The sequence below is a fragment of the Enterococcus sp. 3H8_DIV0648 genome, from assembly GCF_002140655.1.
Classification (GTDB): domain Bacteria; phylum Bacillota; class Bacilli; order Lactobacillales; family Enterococcaceae; genus Enterococcus_A; species Enterococcus_A hulanensis.
On record NZ_NGLG01000002.1, the window covers coordinates 937009 to 951343 of the forward strand.

Consider the following 14335-nt stretch of genomic DNA (forward strand, 5'->3'; position numbering starts at 1 on the left):
ATCAAGTCAGCAACATCGCCCCAACGTCCTTCTGGCTGTCTCTTATACACATCTAGATGTGTATAAGAGACAGGTATAAAGGGTCATTTTCCATTTTACATTAAAATTTGATTAAATTTTCTATTTAATTTCATTTTTATCCTTCTTTTAGGAAAATTTTCCACTTATTGTTTGCTTTTTAGATTCTAGCTATGCTATTCTGAACTCAAGATAAATCCCTGCGAATAAGGAGGCAGCCCTATGAAAATACAATTGGATCGTTTAAACGATCTAGAAATAAAAATCCATAACCGTTTGATGGAGGAAAGCCAAGTCAATCCAAACTTGACCATCACCGAAGCCGCGAAACTGACGGAGGTCTCGCCTTCCAAAGTTTCTAAGCTGGTCAAAAAGATGGGCTTCTCCGGCTACAAAGAGTATTCCCGCTTTTTAACCGGCAAAGAATTAATCAAGCAAAAAAAATTAAACAGCGAGTTTGCCCGCATCAAAGAGTTCATCGAAAATTTCGATGAATCAGCCGTCGATTATTTAGCCGACCTGATCCAACAATCCGAAAAGATTTTGCTTTTCGGTTACGGGCCAACCAACTTTTGCATGGAATACTTTGAATACAAGCTGAATTTCACCTTGAACAAAAATGTCATTCGCGTCAGCCAGCCGTCACTGATCCCAGATCTGTTAACAGAAGATTCGCTGCTGCTGATCTTTTCCGTTGCCGGCAAATTCGCCACCTTCGATCCTTTGTTCGAAGAGGCGAAAAAACACCACGCCAAATCATTATTGGTGATGGAGGAGTTGAACACAGACCTATCCCTCGATGCCAGTGAGATTATTTTCTTAACCAAGTCTCACCAAGACGAGCAGTTGAAATCTCATGAAAAAACACGGACGATCCTGTTAATGTACATCGAGGAAGTCATTCGTAAGCTGATGAAAGAAGCCCCTCGCGAATAAACTCGCGAAGGGCTTCTTTTTTTTTAGGATTTATTTCATGATCCAATCAAAAATCCAATCCATCATCATGGCAATAAACGCACACAAAACCGCGCCGACAATAATGATCGGACCGCCGTCAGTGATGGCGATTCCCCGCAAGATCACATCGCCGACACCACCCGCGCCAACGAACGAACCGATCGTTGTGATACCGACTGAGATCACTAAAGCATTACGCACACCAGCTAAAATCACCGGCATCGCCAAAGGAATCTTGATCATATAAAGAATCTGATACCGATTCATGCCGATCCCTTTTGCACTGTCCACATACATCGGATCGACATTCACCAGACCGACGTACGTATTTTTGACGATCGGCAATAAGGAATACAGGACAACCGTCGCCACTACCGTATTTTGCCCTAGTCCCATCAAAATCAAAAGCACCGTCAGCATCGCAATCGACGGAATCGTCTGAATCACATTGATGATCCCGATCACGATATCGGAAAGCTTTTGCCGTTCAGACAATAATATCCCTAACGGAAATCCGATCAGGAAGGTCAGCACCACACCGATCACCGAAATATAGACATGCACGCCAAATTGCGCGATCAAGTACGAAGAGTTTTCACTTAAATACTGGATCAAATTATCAAACATCAGCTTCCCTCCTCAAAAAAGTTATGCTTCTCCAAGAAACGCCGCGCGATGATTTTGGGCTCCAACAGCTCATTATCCGACTCATAGTTCAAGCGCTGCATCGTTTCCGTATCGATCGTGTCCTGTAATTTCAACAAAATCGGTTTTAATTCTGGGTATTTTTTCAACGTCTCCCCTGATACAACAACGCTGGCAGTATACGGCGGAAAGAATTTCAAATCGTCTTCCAACAACACAAGGTCGTAGCTGCCGACCCGTCCATCAGTCGAATAGCCCAAGATCACGTCTAATTCTTCCGAAACCAAGGCATCGTAAAGCAAGCCCACCTGCATGGGATAAACCCGTTGAAACTTGGTGTCGTAGGCTTCAGTATAGCCTTTGTAGCCGTCGCCTTCTCGCTTATACCACGTCTGATCAGAACCTAGACGCATCTTACTCGCACATTTTTTTAAATCACTAACCTTTTTCAAGCCGAATTTTTTGGCAGTTTCTTGCGTCACCATAAAGGTGAACTGATTAGAAAAGCCGTAGCTTGGGAACCAATCGAAGCCAAAACGCTGATCAAATTCCTTTTGTACGATTTTCAAGGCTTTAGCCGGATCTTTTTCCGTCGGCAAGCCTAGAGTACCGATCAAGTCCGTGCCAGTATAACGTGTTGGTGCGACATCCAAGTCTCCCCGCACCATCGCCTCATGCATCAAATTGGCTGAGCCCAGATTATTTAGATAGACGATATTTTTATCGGTGGCATGCTGCAGCAGCTCCACCACGATATTCCCTAAAATCTGTGATTCAGAGGTCACTCCGCCAGCCACCGTGATCGTATCGTCCTTGTTAGAAAAATTCTGCACAATAAAACTTCCGAAAAGCAGGAGCATCGCCGCTAATAGAAAAATTCGCTTTTTCATCGACTCACCCTCTATCCATCGTTAATTTGATTTCTGAACGCTTAAGCAAAGCATCCGAAAGCAGCGCCAGCAAGGTGATCGGGATCGTCCCCATCATCACAAGATCCATCCGGTACAAATTCAACCCGTTAAAGATAAAATCCCCTAAACCGCCGGCACCAATATACGAAGCCAAGGTCGTCCAGGAAATAACATAGACGGTCGACACGCGGATTCCCGCCATGATGACCCCCATCGCCAAGGGCAGTTCGATCTGCAATAAGCGCTGCATTTGCGACATCCCCATCCCTTTGGCGGCATCTAAATAAGTCGCATCAACCGATTTGATGCCGACATAGGTATTACGTAAAATCGGCAGCAGCGAATATAGAAAGAGCGCAATCACCGCTGGTATTTTTCCAATGCCGAAAAATGGGATCATGATCGACAGCAGCGCCAACGACGGAATCGTTTGAAAAACGCCGACCACCTTGATGATCGTCTCTGATCCTTTTTCGACCCGCGTCAACAATGCCCCTAAAGGAACCGCCACTAGGATGCCAAGAAAAATCGCCAAAAAGGATAAATAGAAATGCTCCCAAAATTTTAATAAAATCTCATTACCGTATTCGGTCCAAAAATTCATGTCATCACCTCCTATTGCAGCTGTTCCTGTACGAGCGACACCAATGCTGAACGGGTCACGATGCCCACCAAATGATTCTCATCATCCACCACCGGCAAATATTTATAAATATGATTGATCAGCGGCTCGATCACATCCGCCACCCGATCATTTTGATTCACACTTGCTGTATCCGTCCCCATCACATCAAAAACTGAAGAGGTTGGCTTCAATTTGGAAATATTGCGTTCGATAAAATTAATATCGACAAACCCCTTCAAATAATTTTGGTCATCCACCACCAGCAAGGTATCCACTTTTTTCTCCGACATTTGTTTAATCGCCTCAGTGACCGATTTGCTTAACGAGATCGCTTCGACCCGCTGCACCATCAGATCGGAGACAGTCATTTCATTGTTGTAATAGACATTGCGCTTGCGTTTTCCGATCAGCTCTTCGACAAAATCATTGGCAGGGTGCTCCAAGATCGTTTCCACCGTATCGTATTGAACGATCTCGCCATGATCCATGATAATGATCTTATCCGCCAGCTTGATCGCCTCATCCATGTCATGGGTAACAAAAACGATCGTCTTATTCATCTCCTGCTGCAAGCCTTTAATCATTTCCTGCAGCGCATCTCTTGTAATCGGGTCCAGTGCGCCAAAGGGTTCATCCATCAAAATAATATCTTGGCTGGCTGCCAATGCCCGGATCACACCGATCCGCTGCTGCTGACCGCCGGAAAGATTTTTCGGCTTTCGTTCCAAATAATCCAAGGGCAGATCGACCCGCTGGATCAAACGTTCGGCGATCCCGGATTTTTTTTCATCGCTCCACTTCAGAAGCTTTGGCACGATCATAATATTTTCTCTGATGGTCATATGCGGAAATAAACCGATATTTTGAATGACATAGCCGATTTGTCTCCGCAGTTCGTCTTCATTCAGTTTGGTAACGTCACGCCCATTGATTTTGATACTGCCTTTTGAAGGCTCGATCATTCGGTTGATCATTCGTACCAACGTGGTTTTCCCGCTCCCACTGGTCCCGATCACACAAATAAATTGATTGTCTTCGATCGTCAAATCAAAGGGGTGGACGGCGATCGCCTTTTCTCCATACCTTTTTTCTACCTGTTCAAACTCGATCATAGCAATGTTCCCTCCATTTTTATGTAATTGCCGTGGCACATAAAACTGCCACGACGAACGATAGCCGTTTACCTTACCAGATAGCCGCCGTCGATCGGTAAAATATGCCCATTCACAAAATTCGAGGCCGGACTTGCCAAATAAACCATCGCCCCCATCAAATCAGCCTCCTCTGCCCAATAATTCGCTGGGACATGGGCCAAGACTCGTTGATTGATTTCTGGATTTTCCCGATCACATTCTGTCATGTCCGTCGCCAAATACCCTGGGGCGATCCCATTGACTTGGATATTGTATCCAGCCAGTTCATCACAGTATGCTTTCGTCAAACCTACCAGTCCATGCTTAGCTGCCGCATTTGCTGGAGACTGCTGTCCGCCTAAAAATGAAAATAGTGAACAGATGTTGATGATCTTGCCGCTTCTTTGAGGAATCATCACTTTAGCTGCTTGATGAGACATTTCAAAAGCAGCCGTCAGATTTAACTGGATCATCGGGTCCCATTTCGAACGATCAAACTGAGTAACCTCAGCGCAAAGATGCATCCCGGCACAATTTACCAACACATCGACCGTACCGAAGACCTCCACACAATGCTCGACCACCTGCTGCGGCACCCCTTCTTCGGTCAGATCAACCTCCATAAAGACATAACAAGACCCCGTCTCTTCAATAATTTTCTGCGTTGTCCCATCGTCATCGATCAAGCTGGGAACCAAAATATTGGCCCCGCTTTTGGCTAATGCCAGCGAAAACGCCCGCCCGATACCAGTATTTCCTCCAGTTACGATAGCGACTTTTCCAGCCAGTGAAAAAAAATCCATGCTGAACTCTGTGATCTCCATTTATCTTCCCTCCGTTTATGTGATAAAGCCGCCGCGAACTTGTTCGCTTTTTAAAAACTCGTTCGTCCGACCAGATATCGTCAAGCACACAAAAAAGCGAACACCAAATAAACTGGTGTCCGCTTTTCTCTGTCCTCTTAGCTACGACCTTTTTTTGTTTATATTTCCCAAACATCCATGTTTGTCGTTGAAATGGCGACTGCCCCTGCCTGCAAGGCCGTCATGACTAATTCCTTGTCACAAACCAGCCCGCTGGCTATGATCGGAACGTCTACAACATCTTGCACCCAAGATAAAACTTTTGGCATCGCCCCTGGTAAAACCTCTACTACATCTGCTTTTGATGTTCCTAATTGCTTCGGCAGATTATGAAAAGACTTCGAATCGATCAAGAAAAAGCGATGGATCGTAAACAAGCCTCGAGCATTCGCCGCTCGCAGCAGGATCGATTTCGAACTGATAATGCCGTCCGTTTTAGTGGCGCGCTTTAAATAATCAACCGCGGTTTCCTTCGTTGCCAACCCGTCGATCAAATCCACATCCACCATCACGATCTTGCCCGCCTCTTTTAATTGATCGACGATGTCCACGATGCTGCACACATCTCCATACAAGACGAAGATGATATCACTTTCGCAGGTCAAGGCCTTCTCAAAACTGCGCTTGCTATTGACGGCGGCAATCAGCGGATTGTCCTCCATCATTTGAATAATTTTTCTTTTCATTTTTTTATCCTTATCCCTACTAAGTAATTTAATCCGCTTTCATTCTAGCATATCTCACAAACCCTTACATGAGAAATCCCAAGAACGATAAAGCGTTCCTTCTAAAATGCGCCGTCAATTTCTCGCTGCCATTTAACTCAAAAATGTTAGTATTTACCAGTCTAAGGGATAACTGCTCTTTCGTCAATTCCTTAAATAAAAATCTACTTGCGGAAATCCATTGTAAAATCAAGGTTTTACAGGCTTTTCAAACATGAAAATTTCGCTGAAAAATTATTTTCGAAATCACTTTGCTATAAAAAGTTGTTGACATCGCTTTCATATGATTCTATACTTTGGGTGTTACTGGAGACCAGAGAGAAGTAACGCTTACTTAAGCGTTGCTTCTTTTTTGTTTTTTTGTAAAAGAATTCACAATCAGGAGGGTGTTATATGAACAAGCAAGCAGTTAAAAAATGGGGAACGTTGTTGCTACTTTCAGCCGGTGCTGGGATTATCTTTCAGCTTCCTTACATTCGGGAGACCTTTTATGTGCCGATCCAAAAAGCCATGGATCTGACAAATGCACAAATGGGTATGCTCTCTTCCGGTTATGCCACAATGGCAACATTTTCTTACTTTATCGGCGGGATCGTGGCGGATAAATTCTCAGCTCGCAAGTTGCTGACCTTTTCATTCTTAGTGACAGGTGTTCTGGGTTTTTGGTTCTCAACCTTTCCAGGCTTCCAAATCAGTCGGCTGATTTTCGTCTTGATGGGGATCTCTACCATCATCACCTATTGGTCCGCAGCGATTAAAGCGACTCGGATGTTGGGGGATAGTTCGGAACAAGGACGTTTGTTCGGTTGGCAAGAAGGATTACGCGGTCTGTTGAACGCCGTACTCGTATTTGGGATGACAGCTGTGTATAGTCGTTTTTCAAATGAAGTATTAGGAACTGCTTGGGCGATTCGTGTATGTGCCATTGCTGTTATTATTATTGGTATTTTAAATTGGTTCGTTATTGAAGACACAGCAGCAGAATCTCACACAGAACCGATCTCAAAAGTTGCGATCGGCATGTTCAAAACCTTGAAAATGCCCCGTACATGGGTGTTAGTGGCCATTGTTTTCTTTGCTTATAGTATTTACGGAATTTTGGGCTACATCAATACTTATGCGATTAACGTCTATGGTCTTTCGGTAGCAGGCGGGACTACTCTTGGTGGTGTACGTTATTTAGTACAAGCTGGCGGCGGGATCGTCGGAGGGATTATCGCGGATAAAATGGGCTCGCGTATCCGGGTGATTATCGGCGGTGCTGGATTACTGACTCTTTGCTTTGCTGGGTTCTTAGTCTTACCAGAAGGCGCGGGTCTATTAACAGCTGTCATCGCGAACTTCATCTTTGGTTTGTTCCTTATTTATGTCGTTCGCAGTCAATATTTCGCGATCATTGATGATGCTGGCTTCCCAGTAGAGATGACCGGTCGTGTATCAGGGATCGTTTCTTGTTTAGGCTATCTGCCAGATGTCTTCATGTACACGATGATCGGCGGCTGGTTGGATTCAAATCCTGGTAAAGCCGGTTTTAATATGATGTTCATGTATGCGATCGCAATGGGTGTCGGTTGTATCATCTTCTCATTGGTTCTTACTGCCATCATCAAAAAAGACAAAGCCGCAAAAGTTGCCGCTGTCGAAGTTAAATAAGCAAAAAAGATTCATCCCTTCATTTTTAAAGGGATGAATCTTTTTTATTTTTCCGGTACATCTAAAAATTCGCCGTGCATATTTTCATAATGCTTGATGCTTAATGTCTCAAAAACAGCGATCATGGGATGTTCATAATTCAATTCTTTTTGGAACTCATTCAACTGAGCAGCTAATTTTTTGTACTCGACTAATTCTTCTGCGAACAAATACCCCTTCAAAGCGATACTCTCATGCTTTTCCTTGTCAAAACAGAATAAACTGCCGCTGCGATTTTGCTGAATATTTTCCGCCGTTTTGCCATCACCGTTAATATAAAATTTGAAATAATAAAAACCATTTCGTTCAAGCGGCGGCGATACAGCGATGGGATGCGGAAAGCCGCGATGATCGATCGTGATCAGCATAAACGTATCGGCGTTGGCTAACAATGTCTCTATATTCTTATCCAATTCAAAAACCCCCCTCTTCCTTTTCTTATTTTTCTGGTACATAAAGCGGCACAAAATCCGCCAGAAATTCCACCGTTAATGGTAATGCAGGTCCCTTGTCGCCATCGATTCGAGAGTAGATCTTTTTATCGGTCAATGGTTTCAATTCCAGCTTGTCGGTCTCTAAATAAGTCAGCGCATCAGAATCCTTGAGACGTCCGGTAAAGATAAACCGGAACAGCTGCAATAATTTTCGAAGACGCATATTGTGTAAAATACTGACATGCAATTTGTCATAATCAGTATCAACATACGGTCTTCCGCCAATCGAATGCGTGGTCGTCGCCAAGGAGAACCACACCTTTAATTTTTCATGATAACCCTCAGCCGTGATCTCCACAGGATAAGACGAATCTTTTCCAATTTGTTTGATGGCTTTCAACGGATACACGATCAAGCCGAATTTTCGCTTTTCACTTTGCCGGACTTCATTGGAAATATCCGCAAAAGAGCCAAAGGTAAAGGAGCTGATCACTGCCTTCTGGCGATCCTGACAAGCCGCGATGCCCACTTTTCGTTGATGGCCAGCGATGATCACGTCCATCGCCTCTTCTTCATCCATCGGCAAATGCCAGCGTTTGGCAAAATTATTGATCGTACCACCAGGAATAATCCCCAATGGCAATGCTTTTCCAGCTTGCACAAATGCCGTACCAACGATATTTAACGAACCATCGCCGCCGATCGACACGATCCCATCGAATTTCTCGACTGCTTCTTTTACTGTTTTGACTGCTTCTTCTGGATCGGGTGCTGTTAAATAGTCGGCTGAATGACCGGCCTGTTCAAATTTTTCACGCATTTTTTTTGCTAATTTTTCTGCGTTTCCATCTCCGGCATTAGGATTAAAAAATATTCCGTAATGCATCTTTTTCACCTTCATTCAATCACTTTTAATGTTAATTAGAATACTAATTGTTCTAACCTTTTCTATTTTACTTTATCATTTTTAACCTAAAAAAACTGTTTCAACGAACTAAATTTTTATAAAATGATTGCTTTTACTTTTTTTCTTAAAAAAACCTGCTATGATAAAGCAAAGAGAGGGTTGAGAAAAATGTTTGAACCAACAAAACCGCGTCGCAGCGAAGTGCCTTTTGACGTCGTTCCTGAACATATGCAGCAGGAAATTTGGCATATGATTTTCATGCGCCCGATGAAAGGATTGCCGCTCACTTCACCACAACGGTTTCATTTTTTTAAAAACAAAATTGCTCGGACATTAAGTGTCGTTTACTCCCAGAGTGATCCCTATTTTTCTGACGGAATCACCGCACCTTATGTTGAAGCTTATGAAGAAATAGAATTTCCCAAAGTCATGTATGTCTATGATGACGGCACTGAAATGCTGATGACACTAGACGAAAAAAACGTCTGACCAACGTCCAATGTCATTAACTTAAGCATGTTGACTTTCATGAAGAAGTATAAATTTGCATGTATTGCAGATTTATACTTCTTTTCTGCTTTTTCAAGCTATACTTTAAGTAAAAGATTGATAATTTCGGAGGAGGTACTGAAAATGATGATGTGGGATGATTTTTATGAATTTATCGAAGAAGCTCCTACAATTTTTTTAGAAGATATTCGAGAAGGAAATCCTCGTGCCTTCACTCGAAAAAGAAAAACAACGCCACTTAAGCTGATGCTTCAAATGTTTTCTCAAAAAGGCTTGTCGCAATTTTCAGAACTTCTCAACTTTTACTCTGTACAAAACAAACCATTAGACGTTTCAACTGTCGCCTTTTATAAAGCACGAATGAAGTTTAACCCAAAAGCACTTCACTTGATGATGGAAGACTATCTCTCAATGGCTTATGAAAAATACGACGATAAGTTAGTGAAATTGAATGGATACATTGTCACAGCGATCGATAGTTCAGATATTATTTTGCCCTCAACAGAAGAAACTATCGAAATTTATGGTGTAAATAAACCGAATCAAGCGATTAGTACCGTGATGGCAAAAATTTCTCTTCTCTATGATTGTATCAATAAGGTCGCGCTCGACACTTGCATTGAACCTTATAAATTCAGCGAGCGTGAGTGTGCGTCCCAACACCTCAACCAACTTAAAAAAATTCTTAGACAACCGACCATTACTACTTTTGATCGAGGCTACTTCTCTATGAAATTAATTGATCAAATGATAGAAAATAATCAAAAGTTTATCATTCGTATGGATAAACAGAACCTAAAGCGCTACACAGGAACGCTTGTTTCTGGAGAAGATCGAACCGTTGATGTTCAATTTAATCGTGTAGAAACGAATAAGTATCGAGAAAATCGTTCTTTTCGAACAAAATTAATGAATACTACCTACACTTTGCGCTTCGTAAAAATCCCTCTAGTCAGAGGAACTACCGGCGAGACTTATGATGAGTTGCTTTTGACAAATCTAACACCCGATGAATTTTCTTTGGAAGGATTGAAGGAACTTTATCGTTTAAGATGGGAAATTGAAACCGCCTATAATATTTTAAAAAATCGAATGAAGCTGGAAGAGTTTAGTGGAATTCGAGACTGGTTGATTCGCCAAGATATTTATTGTTGTGTCTGGCTATACAATTTAATTATGCTTTATATAATTGAATTAAATGAAACAGAAGGAATCCCACAAGAACGCTATAAGCATGAAATGAGGCGAAATATCAGTATTTCTATAGGGGTCGTTAAAACCTATTTCATTCAATCAATCCTTGGGAATACTCCAGAAAAACGCCATGAGTCGGTAGAACGGATGAGTGAACTAATTAAACAACACCTTATTCCAGTTCGTCCTGATCGAATAGCTACAAGGCATCACACTATAAACAAATCTAGGCGATCTTATAGATATACTTATTAATGACGTTATCTATCAAGTAGCTTATTTAGTCGTGTATCCGATTCTATAACAGACAAAACACTAGCTTCGTTTGAAGAACAATTCTTCAAACGAAGCTAGTGTTTATTTGTCAAGATGCTTAAGTTAATGACATTGGACCAACGTCAGACGTTTTTTGTGTGCTTATTTTACGACCATGACATTACATGGCGCCTGATTCACTACATAGGCAGTCGTTGAACCTACGAATAATAAGGACAAAGCACCTAGTCCGGTCGCTCCCATCACGATCAAGTCGGTCTCCAATTTTTCCGCCAGCTCGACGATCTCACGCTTAGGATTGCCGGCGATGATTTGAGAAGTCAGATGGACCTCTGCTTCTTCTGCCACACGATGATTCTCCAACTCGGTAATAATACTTTGGGCTTTTTCATGGACCTCCTGCATCAGGGGAATCGAATTCCCTCCGGTCGTCCCGGTAAAACTAGCCGTATCGATCACTGTTGCCAAGGTCAGCTTGCCTTTATTTCTTTTGGCGATATTGATCGCCTCATCAAACGCTTTTTTGGATTGTTCGGAACCATCCACAGCAACTAAAATATTTTTATATTCATCAACCATTTTTACCGCCCCTTTCAGTCCTATTTTATCATCTCCACGATCGTTCGAAAAATAAAACCTTCCTCCTCGTTTTTTTAATTTTGCAATGCTTAAAACTGCTTTAAAGACGGTTAGATAAATTGTTCTTTTCGCTTCAAGATGCTAAACTTTCTTCAACCAACCGGTAAAAATACATTTAATCGAGTAAGGAGCTTCTGCAATGAACAAAATACAACGAAGAAAAGCCCATCTCATTATCCATAGTGCCTCTACTGCCGCCGCAGGTGTTGGCGCAGGTATGGCACAGCTGCCGTTTCCGGATGCGACCGTTTTATTACCGATCCAAACTGCTATGGTGATTGCTTTGGGCAAAGTTTTTCATATCAAATTAGAGCAAGGCGCCGCTAAAGCACTGGCTACTCAATTCTTAGCGCAAAAAGCCGGCCAAATGACCGCCCGCTTTCTAGCCGGAAAACTTCCAGTCGCCGGTAATGTCATCAACGGCTCCACCGCCGCTGCTATCACTGAAAGCTATGGTTGGATGATCGCTAAAGAATTCTCAGAAGACTTCGAGAAAAAAGTCAAAGTATAATATTTTTTTAATTACTTCTGAACAGCTTTCAAAAACATTCCCGCTTCGCTATACTAATAAGCGTGGATGAACTTGGTGTTTTACTCGTTCAATGAAGTAGTCCGCATTTAAGAAAGAGGTGCTGGTTCGATTCCAGCCGTCCACGTATAATATTTTTAAGGAAGCTGAAGAGCTTCCTTTTTTTGTTGCTCAAAAAACCTATTCTTTTAGGTTTGATTTAAGGTTGTCCCCCTAGACTGAAGGAAAAATATCACCAAAAAGGGGGCTTTTCTATTGAAAACAAAGCGAGCCGCGGTGCTTGTATTATTAAGCACTTTATTATTAGGTACCACTCCTGTTATAGGCGTTGAACAAACTGGGGCACCTGCCGCTCCGCCAGATGGCGGTGGCGGAATGGGCGGCGCCGATACCATGACTTATGATTATTCTGGCGAATTAACGGGCAGTTTGGTCGCGGACAATCAGGAGATCACTTCAACCAGTGAGACACAACGTTCCGATGGAAGCGATAAAAATACGGCCTTGGTGAAAAATGGCGGGACATTGACACTCGAAAAAAGTACGTTAGAAAAAACTGGCGCAAGCGCAAATGACGATAATAGTAATTTTTATGGTCTAAACTCGATTTTATTGGCGGTGAACCAAGATTCCTTTGCCTATCTTTCAAATAGTCAATTAACAGCGAGCGACCAAGGAAGCAATGGGTTATTTGCCACAGATAATGGAACGATTTACGCGAATGACAATACAATTGCGACGGAAGCTGATAACTCCCGCGGAATGGATGCGACCTATGGCGGAACAATCATTGCGAACAAAACCACAATCAGTACCAAAGGCGATCATAGTGCGGCCTTGGCAACCGATCGCGGTGGCGGAAATGTTTCTGTGACAGACAGCCAATTTACTACACAGGGTTCAGGATCGCCGCTGCTTTATTCAACTGGCGACATTGAGGTAAATAATGTTACGGGAACTTCCAGCGGCAGCCAGATCGCCGGCATGGAAGGCCTTAACTCGATTCAAATTTACAACTCTGAATTAACCAGCGAATTAACAGGAACAACCGGCAGCGATCCTATTGCCAATGGCGTGATTATCTATCAATCGACTTCCGGAGACGCGGAAGCAGCTACTGGGGAAACCGCCACCTTCGAAGCAGTCAACTCGACCTTGAAAAGTGCGACTGAAGGCACCATGTTTTATGTGACGAATACGGAGGCGAATGTTATTTTGCAGGACACCAAGCTAGACTTTGACAGTGACCAAGCAGCGTTATTAACGATTCAAGGAAACGATGCGAATAATTGGGGAACTGCCGGCAGCAATGACGGCAAGGTGACCTTCACGGGAATCAAACAAAAATTAGCTGGAAAAATCAGCGTTGATTCGATCAGCAGTCTTAATCTGGTCTTGACCGAAGGAACCACCTATAGCGGCAATACTGAAATCACCACTAACGATGTAAACACCGCTGCCACTGAAGCGCCTATCACTGTCACTGTCGATAAAAGCTCTAAATGGATTGTGACCGATGATTCACAGGTAACGAATTTGAATGTAGAAGCGGGCGGAGAAATTGTTGATACGGATGGGAAAAGCGTGACTATCATGGCCAATGGAGAAACCGTTGTGGAAGGAACTGGTTCAACGATTATCACCGTTACAGGAGCTTACTCCAACCAGATCAGTTTAGATGACAGTAGTACCTTGAGTGAACCTTCAATCGATCGCACCGCCCTTGATCAATATTTTCAGTTAGCAACTGCTTTTACCAATAAAAGTACGGCTGCTGAAAATACCGAAACCAGTGAAAGTGTCACCGAAGTCAAATCCAGCAGCGGCAATACTAATCAAGCCTCAACTTCCAACAGCAGAAGCTATATTTCCTGGCTGGCTTTAGGCGGAGTTATTATCGTGGCTGGAGCTCTTGTTATGGACAAGTTCAGGAAACGAACAAAACGAAGACACTAGCAAATTATGCTCAGCACGCTTGAAACTTCACAAGTGTTCTTCTTTATCATCTAAAAAGGATCACTCATGATGAGTGATCCGAATTTTTTTAGCATGCGCTATCGCTTAATAGGCTCTCTCCTTTTTCAGATAAGAAGAAAAATCTAAACTGGTTTTTGATGGACCCATTGCTATCAAATATGTTGCCTTGAATAAGGCCGTGTTTCTTTAATTCAGCCAAGCTGTCCTCAAATTCAGCTTTAGAGGTTTTGAAAAACTGATGAGTCAGGTTGCTAAAATTTTTATTAGCAATTTCATCTAAAATATAATACTCTAAATCCT

General features: G+C 42.7%; 16 protein-coding genes. 6 read left to right on the top strand and 10 right to left on the bottom strand.

The window, feature by feature from the left end:
- The first annotated feature begins 240 nt into the window (after positions 1-240).
- A complete protein-coding gene (locus A5875_RS20655; protein ID WP_088935447.1) occupies positions 241-954 on the top strand; it encodes a MurR/RpiR family transcriptional regulator in 714 nt (237 codons plus the stop codon).
- Positions 955-984: 30 nt separating this feature from the next.
- Here the strand turns inward: A5875_RS20655 and A5875_RS20660 are convergent, their stop codons facing one another.
- The 6 genes from A5875_RS20660 to A5875_RS20685 form a co-directional block, all read right to left on the bottom strand.
- The gene (locus A5875_RS20660; protein WP_088935448.1) at positions 985-1602 is read right to left on the bottom strand and encodes an ABC transporter permease; all 618 of its coding nucleotides are present in this window, start codon (positions 1600-1602) and stop codon (positions 985-987) included.
- Positions 1602-2510, bottom strand: coding sequence for an osmoprotectant ABC transporter substrate-binding protein (locus A5875_RS20665; RefSeq protein WP_088935449.1), 909 nt, complete (start codon positions 2508-2510; stop codon positions 1602-1604). The genes A5875_RS20660 and A5875_RS20665 overlap by 1 nt, the downstream gene beginning before the upstream one ends.
- Before the next feature lie 4 nt (positions 2511-2514).
- The gene (locus tag A5875_RS20670; protein WP_088935450.1) at positions 2515-3135 is read right to left on the bottom strand and encodes an ABC transporter permease; all 621 of its coding nucleotides are present in this window, start codon (positions 3133-3135) and stop codon (positions 2515-2517) included.
- A gap of 11 nt (positions 3136-3146) precedes the next feature.
- Complete coding sequence (locus tag A5875_RS20675) at positions 3147-4268, bottom strand: ABC transporter ATP-binding protein (RefSeq protein ID WP_088935451.1); 1122 nt, start codon at positions 4266-4268, stop codon at positions 3147-3149.
- 68 nt (positions 4269-4336) lie between these two features.
- Positions 4337-5113 (bottom strand): SDR family NAD(P)-dependent oxidoreductase, encoded by a 777-nt coding sequence (locus tag A5875_RS20680; protein WP_088935452.1) that lies wholly within the window; start codon positions 5111-5113, stop codon positions 4337-4339.
- Between the two features lie 158 nt (positions 5114-5271).
- On the bottom strand, positions 5272-5838 hold the full coding sequence (locus A5875_RS20685) for a glycerol-3-phosphate responsive antiterminator (protein WP_088935453.1): 567 nt from the start codon (positions 5836-5838) through the stop codon (positions 5272-5274).
- A 432-nt stretch (positions 5839-6270) separates the two neighbouring features.
- On the opposite strand from A5875_RS20685, the gene A5875_RS20690 reads away from it, so the two are divergent.
- On the top strand, positions 6271-7530 hold the full coding sequence (locus tag A5875_RS20690; protein ID WP_088935454.1) for an MFS transporter: 1260 nt from the start codon (positions 6271-6273) through the stop codon (positions 7528-7530).
- A 44-nt stretch (positions 7531-7574) separates the two neighbouring features.
- Here A5875_RS20690 and A5875_RS20695 read toward each other — a convergent pair whose 3' ends face one another.
- Together A5875_RS20695 and A5875_RS20700 are read right to left on the bottom strand one after the other, a co-directional pair.
- A complete protein-coding gene (locus A5875_RS20695; RefSeq protein ID WP_088935455.1) occupies positions 7575-7982 on the bottom strand; it encodes a pyridoxamine 5'-phosphate oxidase family protein in 408 nt (135 codons plus the stop codon).
- Positions 7983-8007: 25 nt separating this feature from the next.
- Complete coding sequence (locus A5875_RS20700; protein WP_088935456.1) at positions 8008-8889, bottom strand: diacylglycerol/lipid kinase family protein; 882 nt, start codon at positions 8887-8889, stop codon at positions 8008-8010.
- A 189-nt stretch (positions 8890-9078) separates the two neighbouring features.
- On the opposite strand from A5875_RS20700, the gene A5875_RS20705 reads away from it, so the two are divergent.
- Both A5875_RS20705 and A5875_RS20710 read left to right on the top strand, forming a co-directional pair.
- Positions 9079-9399 (top strand): DUF960 family protein, encoded by a 321-nt coding sequence (locus A5875_RS20705; protein WP_088935457.1) that lies wholly within the window; start codon positions 9079-9081, stop codon positions 9397-9399.
- Between the two features lie 144 nt (positions 9400-9543).
- Positions 9544-10869 (top strand): IS4 family transposase, encoded by a 1326-nt coding sequence (locus A5875_RS20710; protein WP_088932427.1) that lies wholly within the window; start codon positions 9544-9546, stop codon positions 10867-10869.
- Between the two features lie 162 nt (positions 10870-11031).
- On the opposite strand, the gene A5875_RS20715 is transcribed toward A5875_RS20710, so the two are convergent.
- Complete coding sequence (locus tag A5875_RS20715; protein WP_088935458.1) at positions 11032-11469, bottom strand: universal stress protein; 438 nt, start codon at positions 11467-11469, stop codon at positions 11032-11034.
- Between the two features lie 199 nt (positions 11470-11668).
- Between A5875_RS20715 and A5875_RS20720 the strand changes: the two genes are divergently transcribed.
- Both A5875_RS20720 and A5875_RS20725 read left to right on the top strand, forming a co-directional pair.
- Complete coding sequence (locus A5875_RS20720) at positions 11669-12040, top strand: hypothetical protein (RefSeq protein ID WP_088935459.1); 372 nt, start codon at positions 11669-11671, stop codon at positions 12038-12040.
- Between the two features lie 273 nt (positions 12041-12313).
- Complete coding sequence (locus A5875_RS20725; RefSeq protein ID WP_088935460.1) at positions 12314-14014, top strand: adhesin; 1701 nt, start codon at positions 12314-12316, stop codon at positions 14012-14014.
- 88 nt (positions 14015-14102) lie between these two features.
- Here the strand turns inward: A5875_RS20725 and A5875_RS20730 are convergent.
- Positions 14103-14335 (bottom strand): hypothetical protein (locus A5875_RS20730; protein ID WP_088935461.1); only part of this gene is annotated, 233 nt, incomplete at its 5' end.

Coding starts and splice junctions, on each gene's coding strand:
- A5875_RS20710 (WP_088932427.1), top strand. CDS start 9,544: ATGATGATGTGGGATGATTTTTATGAATTTATCGAAGAAGCTCCTACA.
- A5875_RS20680 (WP_088935452.1), bottom strand. CDS start 5,113: ATGGAGATCACAGAGTTCAGCATGGATTTTTTTTCACTGGCTGGAAAA.
- A5875_RS20665 (WP_088935449.1), bottom strand. CDS start 2,510: ATGAAAAAGCGAATTTTTCTATTAGCGGCGATGCTCCTGCTTTTCGGA.
- A5875_RS20660 (WP_088935448.1), bottom strand. CDS start 1,602: ATGTTTGATAATTTGATCCAGTATTTAAGTGAAAACTCTTCGTACTTG.
- A5875_RS20705 (WP_088935457.1), top strand. CDS start 9,079: ATGTTTGAACCAACAAAACCGCGTCGCAGCGAAGTGCCTTTTGACGTC.
- A5875_RS20715 (WP_088935458.1), bottom strand. CDS start 11,469: ATGGTTGATGAATATAAAAATATTTTAGTTGCTGTGGATGGTTCCGAA.
- A5875_RS20720 (WP_088935459.1), top strand. CDS start 11,669: ATGAACAAAATACAACGAAGAAAAGCCCATCTCATTATCCATAGTGCC.
- A5875_RS20700 (WP_088935456.1), bottom strand. CDS start 8,889: ATGCATTACGGAATATTTTTTAATCCTAATGCCGGAGATGGAAACGCA.
- A5875_RS20675 (WP_088935451.1), bottom strand. CDS start 4,268: ATGATCGAGTTTGAACAGGTAGAAAAAAGGTATGGAGAAAAGGCGATC.
- A5875_RS20655 (WP_088935447.1), top strand. CDS start 241: ATGAAAATACAATTGGATCGTTTAAACGATCTAGAAATAAAAATCCAT.
- A5875_RS20670 (WP_088935450.1), bottom strand. CDS start 3,135: ATGAATTTTTGGACCGAATACGGTAATGAGATTTTATTAAAATTTTGG.
- A5875_RS20685 (WP_088935453.1), bottom strand. CDS start 5,838: ATGAAAAGAAAAATTATTCAAATGATGGAGGACAATCCGCTGATTGCC.
- A5875_RS20690 (WP_088935454.1), top strand. CDS start 6,271: ATGAACAAGCAAGCAGTTAAAAAATGGGGAACGTTGTTGCTACTTTCA.